At 54.8% G+C, this 6,000-nt stretch carries 8 protein-coding genes; 3 read left to right on the top strand and 5 right to left on the bottom strand.

The window, feature by feature from the left end; translation table 11 throughout:
- From Q1B15_RS21080 to Q1B15_RS21070, 3 genes are all read left to right on the top strand, one after another.
- The coding region (locus Q1B15_RS21080; protein WP_299757689.1) for a hypothetical protein at nucleotides 1-201 on the top strand (201 nt) is incomplete at its 5' end.
- Nucleotides 201-803, top strand: a complete 603-nt coding sequence (locus tag Q1B15_RS21075) for a cupin domain-containing protein (RefSeq protein ID WP_299757686.1) — start codon at nucleotides 201-203, stop codon at nucleotides 801-803. The genes Q1B15_RS21080 and Q1B15_RS21075, both read left to right, overlap by 1 nt.
- 22 nt (nucleotides 804-825) lie before the next feature.
- Nucleotides 826-1,797, top strand: a complete 972-nt coding sequence (locus Q1B15_RS21070) for a DMT family transporter (RefSeq protein WP_299757684.1) — start codon at nucleotides 826-828, stop codon at nucleotides 1,795-1,797.
- Nucleotides 1,798-1,812: 15 nt separating this feature from the next.
- Here the strand turns inward: Q1B15_RS21070 and Q1B15_RS21065 are convergent, their stop codons facing one another.
- From Q1B15_RS21065 to Q1B15_RS21045, 5 genes are all read right to left on the bottom strand, one after another.
- Entirely contained in the window at nucleotides 1,813-2,046 is a 234-nt protein-coding gene (locus Q1B15_RS21065; protein WP_299757681.1) for a hypothetical protein, read from the bottom strand.
- A 97-nt stretch (nucleotides 2,047-2,143) separates the two neighbouring features.
- The gene (locus tag Q1B15_RS21060; RefSeq protein WP_299757679.1) at nucleotides 2,144-3,163 is read right to left on the bottom strand and encodes an amidohydrolase family protein; all 1,020 of its coding nucleotides are present in this window, start codon (nucleotides 3,161-3,163) and stop codon (nucleotides 2,144-2,146) included.
- Nucleotides 3,160-3,858, bottom strand: coding sequence for a 4-carboxy-4-hydroxy-2-oxoadipate aldolase/oxaloacetate decarboxylase (locus Q1B15_RS21055; RefSeq protein ID WP_299757677.1), 699 nt, complete (start codon nucleotides 3,856-3,858; stop codon nucleotides 3,160-3,162). The genes Q1B15_RS21060 and Q1B15_RS21055 overlap by 4 nt, the downstream gene beginning before the upstream one ends.
- A gap of 13 nt (nucleotides 3,859-3,871) precedes the next feature.
- Nucleotides 3,872-4,846 carry a GTP-binding protein gene (locus Q1B15_RS21050; protein WP_299757675.1) on the bottom strand — a complete coding sequence of 325 codons (975 nt, stop codon included), beginning with the start codon at nucleotides 4,844-4,846 and terminating at the stop codon, nucleotides 3,872-3,874.
- Nucleotides 4,837-5,940 carry an alcohol dehydrogenase catalytic domain-containing protein gene (locus Q1B15_RS21045; RefSeq protein ID WP_299757671.1) on the bottom strand — a complete coding sequence of 368 codons (1,104 nt, stop codon included), beginning with the start codon at nucleotides 5,938-5,940 and terminating at the stop codon, nucleotides 4,837-4,839. Before Q1B15_RS21045 ends, Q1B15_RS21050 begins: the two co-directional genes overlap by 10 nt.
- Nucleotides 5,941-6,000: the final 60 nt, after the last annotated feature.

Genomic DNA, 6,000 nt, shown 5'->3' with positions numbered 1-6,000 from the left:
TGCGTCCACCAGCACTTCAACGCCTCTGACACCAAACCGGCGCGCGCACTTGTACTAAAGACTAAGCCGATGTTCGTCTTTATGAATATGTTGTTCCAGAAAACGGTCGAGCCGCGCGACACCTTCCCCGCCCCTGGCGGTGAGAATTTCGAAGTGCGTGAGGAAGAAGAAGATCACAACCATCCTAAGGAGGGTTACTGATGGCATGGGATGAAACCACCAGCTGGCTTGATGGAATCGAAAACCAACCTTTGTACCAAGATCTTCTCGATGACGCCGCCGCCCGCCCCGCGCGGGACGCGGAACGTAAGAAGGTCGTACACCCGCATGAAATGCCGTGGGACATGTCGCGTCAGGGGCTGCTCAAACACCTGATCAATGAGAGTATGAACACCCGAATGGAAACGGTTGATGCCTACATGCAGATCGTCCCACCGGGATCGAAATCTGGCAAGCACCGGCATCTGGCGGAAGAGTGCCTCTATGTTGTTGAAGGCAAGGGCTACGACCTGCATCAAGATTGCGATGTCGAGATCACCGACACCTATTTCTGGAAACCACAGGATAAGGTTTCACGCTGGGATTATGAGGCGGGCGACGTGATCTATGTGCCGCCAAACACTATCCACCAGCACTTTAACGCGGAGCTAGACAAACCGCTGCGGCTTATTTCCTGCATCAACCGGATTTTCAAACAATGCGGTTTGAACGATCTTGAGCAGATCGAAGATGCCCCGGAATATGATCCTGACGTCACACTGACCCCGGACCTGATCCGTGAGTTCCTGCGCGGGAAACCCTGACCCGCCTTAGGAGGGCTCCCTGATGTTCGGCGCCCTCCTCTCTCTCGCCTCTGCTGCGTTTTTTGGATTGAACAACGCCACGCTGCGCCGTGGGGTTATCAAGGGTTCTGTCTTGCAAGCCATGGCGATCACGGTTCCTTTCGGGGTGCCGATGTTTGTGATCCTTGCCGCTGTCATGGGTGGATTCGAGGCGATAGCGGACTGGGGCGTCGCGCCATGGTTCTGGATGATCCTTGCTGGTCTCGTGCATTTTGTAGTGGGCCGATACGGCAACTACAAGGCGACCCAACTTTTGGGGTCTACCTTGTCGACGCCTATTCAACAGCTCTCGATCGTACTGGCTCTTGCACTCGCCGTCGTCTTTCTGGGCGAGACCGTCAATCTGATGAACCTCGTCGGTATCGCTTTGGTTGTTGTGGGCCCAATGATCGTTGCGCGCCGAAAAAAATCAGCGGCGGCGGCCGGTGTATCTAAGGGGTTCACACCTCACTATGGGCCCGGCCTGATTTGGGGTGCTGTCTGTGCCTTTGGCTATGGGGCCAGCCCGCTTTTTGTAGCCCTCGGAATTGCGGATGGCGGAATAGCCGACAGCGTCGGCGGCCTGCTGGTGTCTTATGTCGCAGCTACCGTTGTCGTGATTTTATGGGTGATCGCCGCTGGCGAGACTGGCAATATTGCAGACCTTGACCGCGGCACGCGCGGTTGGTTCCTGCTATCCGCGCTGTTTGTCGCGCTGTCGCAGTTCTTTCGTTACATCGCGCTGGCCGTGGCCCCTGTCACAGTGGTGGTCCCGATCCAGCGGCTCTCAGTCGTATTCCGGCTGATTTTCAATGCAATTCTGAACCGAGAGCATGAAGTCTTTGACCGATGGGTCGTGGGCTCAATACTCTTGTCCGTTGTTGGCGCCATAGCGCTTGCTGGCGATACCCCAACCTTGCTGAATTGGCTAGGACTTGAGCAATACCAGACTTGGCTTGCACGCCCGCTATTCTAACTGGCAGACGCCTGATCAGGCCTTACCAGCTTCGGTGATCGTCTTCATCGCAACGCTGGGCAACTCAGCGCGCTCCAGACCGCTGGCCTTTAGCTGGTTGTCAGACATACCATCCAACCTAGTATAAACCTGATAGGCTTTGTATCCCGACACCATGCCGCGAACGCTTGCACGGAGATGGTCCAAGCCGAGCACACCAGCCAGTGAAGGAAGATCAAAGCTCTTACGTGAAGCTGTAATATAATTCATTGAGATTTCTCCTTTGCTGCAATGCAGAATAAGGTTAAATCATTTATTTTCAACTAAAATTAGCCAATATCATAGCGGGTATGCTGCAAGCGCATTGCTACTTTCCGCGCAGCTTCAAGGCTGCATCAAGGCGTGGATAAACCCGTCTAGCATTGCCCTCATACACTTTCGCACGATCCGCATCAGACAAATCTAAGGCATCGACATAGCGTTTGGTATCATCGAAGTTATGGCCAGTTTCGGGATCAACACCCTTCACAGCCCCGAACATCTCTGATGCAAACAGGATATTCTCGATGTCGATCACCTTAAACAGACAATCGATGCCGGGCTGATGGTAGACGCAGGTGTCGAAGTAGACATTACGCATCACATGCTCTGTCAATGGCGGCTTGCCCATCATGTCGGCCAAACCCCGGTACCGCCCCCAGTGATAGGGCACAGCCCCGCCACCATGAGGAATGATCAGGCGCAGATCAGGGAAATCTGCAAACAGATCACCTTGCAGAAACTGCATAAACGCAGTGGTGTCCGCGTTGATGTAATGCGCCCCGGTCATGTGGAAATTCGGATTGCACGACCCAGAAACGTGGATCATCGCAGGTACATCAAGTTCGACCATTTTCTCAAAAAACGGATACCACGCGCGGTCGGTCAACGGCACTCCGGTCCACATTCCACCACTTGGATCGGGGTTCAGGTTACAGCCCACAAATCCTAATTCCGTGACACAGCGATCCAATTCCTCAATGGCATTGGCGATAGGCACGACGGGATTCTGAGGCAACTGACAGACGCCAATGAAGTTGTCCGGGAATAGCTGCGTCACCCGATGGATCAAATCGTTGCTGTGCCGCGTCCAGATTTTCGAGACAGCCTCATCGCCGATATGGTGCCCCATGCCAGAGGCACGAGGACTAAAGATCGTCATATCCGCCCCGCGATCTTTCAGTGCTTGAAGCTGGTTGGCCTCAACGCTTTCTCGGATGTCATCATCAGAGATGTCAGGGAAGGCTGGCATCTGGGCGCTGGCATCGAAGGCGGCAACTTGTGCCTTGCGGAAGTCCATGAACGGCTTTGGCTCAGTTGTGTAGTGCCCGTGGCAATCAATGATCATTGGCCGGTCTCCCATTCCGCTTGGCTTAGGTAAGTCAGCCCCTTATCCTTAAGGCGTCCACGCATGTTGTTTAGGTCCAGCCCCAGCTCTCCGGCTTGATATTTTGCGCGCGCCAATTCCTCTTTTTCGACCCGTGCTTGCGATGCTGCAACAACCGCGCCTGCCTGCAGACGCGGCACAACTACAACTCCGTCGTCGTCCGCCACGATCACGTCTCCAGGCCGGACAATTTCATCACCGCAGGACACGGGAACATTCACATCACCCAGCACTTCTTTTACTGTGCCGTGGGCCGAGATTGAGCGTGACCAGACCGGAAAGCCCAAAGCCTCAAGATCGCGGATATCCCGACACCCTGCATCCAAGATCAGGCCGGTGACGCCGCGCGCTTTCAGGCAGGTACCCAAAAGATCCCCGAAGTATCCAGAATGCGACTCTGAAATCGTCGCTGCAACAAGAACATCGCCCGGTTGGCATTGCTCCACCGCTACGTGGATCATCCAGTTATCGCCAGGGGCAAGAGTGCACGTCACCGCCGTTCCGCTGACCACAGCCCCCTTATAGATCGGGCGTAATCTATGATGCATCAGTCCCGTCCGCCCCTGCGCCTCGTGCACAGTGGCTACGCCGTATTGCGCTAAAGCCTTCGCGGCTTGCGGGTCAGCACGTTTGATATCAGTTACGACGACTGGCATGGCGGCTCCATTTTCAAGCATTTTCACGGGTGCTGCAGCGCGCAAACCCGTCATTCAATTCTTTGCGGTCAAGGTTGCGCCCAATCACAACCAAGCGCGAGGATCGGGCGTCCTTCAACCACGCAGCGCCAAGATCACCCTCGTACATCATATGGACAGATTGGACGATGACGCGACGGTCTTGACCTTTGACATCCAGAACACCTTTGAGGCGCAAGATATCTTCACCGCGCAGCATCAACAAACGTTCGAGCCAGGCTTCAAGCGCGTCATCATCAAACGGATCTTGCGTTTCGAGTGTGATGCATTCAATCCCATTGGCCGCGACATGATCATGATGCCCTCCGGTATCGCCCAAGTCCTGCGCGATCCGGTCTAAAGAAAAGCTCTGTGTTCCCAAGATATAGGCGGGATCGATCTGGCCGCGATCAATACGATGAATATCTGCATGTGGGTTCAGACCACGCAGCACTGCTTCGATCGCGTCTGGTTCTGTGGCATCCGACACCTTGTTGAGCACTATTACACTGGCCAAAGCGACCTGATCGGCGGCGTCCGCGCTGTCCTCAAGACGTGCCGTGATATGGGCAGCGTCAACGACGGTTACAACCGCATCGAGCCGTGAGAGGCCAGCAATAAGCTGATCGGCGCTAAAGGTCTGGATCACCGGGCTTGGGTTTGCAACGCCGGTTGTCTCGATCAAAATCCCATCCAGCGCCACGTCCCGCTTGAGCAAGTCGCGCAACGTCCGAATAAGGTCACCCCGAACGACACAGCACAGACAGCCAGAAGAGAGTTCGATCAACTCCTCTTCCCCGGTCTCGATCAGATCGCCATCAATCCCAATGTCGCCAAATTCATTGACGATAACCGCAAACTTGCGCCCATGATCGCCTTTCAGGATATGGTTCAACAGCGTGGTCTTTCCCGCCCCCAAATAGCCCGTGACAACCGTCACTGGCACGCGATTGTCGACAGCTACATCCATGGCATCAAAGATACATGGATGGCTTCGCCCGACGCTCCTACCGCTTTGATCGCGTCATGGGTCTGCTCAAGCCCAAAGCGGTGCGTTGTCATCAGCTCCAGTGAAAACCGATCCGAGTTTAGCTGCTGAAGCGCCTGTTCGCACGATTGGTAGTTGTGTCCGCGAGCACATTTGACGGTGACGTATTTATTGCACAACTTAGCGAGCGGAAAGTTCGGAAACTCTGCTGTTTCCTGTTGCACCAGCAGCGTCCCACCTTTGCGCTTCAAAGCCTCGAGGCCTAGCAAAAGTGGCGCCGTCCCTGCACCAGCCGTACAATCTAAGGCAACGTCCACACCTTCGCCGCCAGTAATTTCGCGAATACGCTCGACCGGGTCTTCTTGTTCCACGTTGATCGTATAATCCGCGCCCAATTTCTTGGCGACATCAAGACGTTTGGCATCTTTGTTTGTGCCTGTGACAATAATCAGCTCAGCGCCAGCCTGCTTGCCTGTCACGACTTGGCTTAAGCCTTGCTGCCCTGGTCCCTGCACCAGCAGTTTGGTCTGATAGCCAACCTTGCAGTCGAATAAGGCCCACTGAATGCCGTTCGCCATTGGCGTGACAAGTCCCGCCAATTCTGGTGAGAGCCCATCAGGCACCTTGTGCAGAACGGAGTTCCACGGCAGATACATGTATTGCGCGAAGCCACCCCAAAGATGCGGCGCGCGGGTCATCGGCGTATATCCGAACCGGATACCTTCTGGATTTTTTCGCCAGTCGGTGGCCATGCACAGCCGATAATCGCCCCTATGGCAATGCTCGCAGGTCATACAGCCGACATAGTGTTCGGCAAAAACACGGTCGCCTTCTTTGAGACCCCGCCGCTTAGTGAATGTCTTGCCCGCCTTGGCAATGATTCCGATATTTTCATGCCCCATGATTACAGGCTCAGAAATCGGCGGCTTGGAATAGAACTTCACGTCGGTGCCGCAAATACCTGCAACCTCGACCTTCAGTAGTGCCGCATCATCGGGGATATTGGGCATGTCAAATTCGCGAAATTCAGTCCGCTCTGGACCAGTCCGCACAGCGGCGAGAACTTTTTCAGGCACCCTGAGACCCTCCGGTTTTTTTGACGTTGACCCTTGGCTAACAAACCGCCAAACTGCTTA

Source organism: uncultured Boseongicola sp., from assembly GCF_937988555.1.
In the GTDB taxonomy this organism is placed as follows: domain Bacteria; phylum Pseudomonadota; class Alphaproteobacteria; order Rhodobacterales; family Rhodobacteraceae; genus Boseongicola.
The sequence above is the reverse complement of the archived record's forward strand: the minus strand, read 5'-3'. Positions and strand labels throughout refer to the sequence as shown.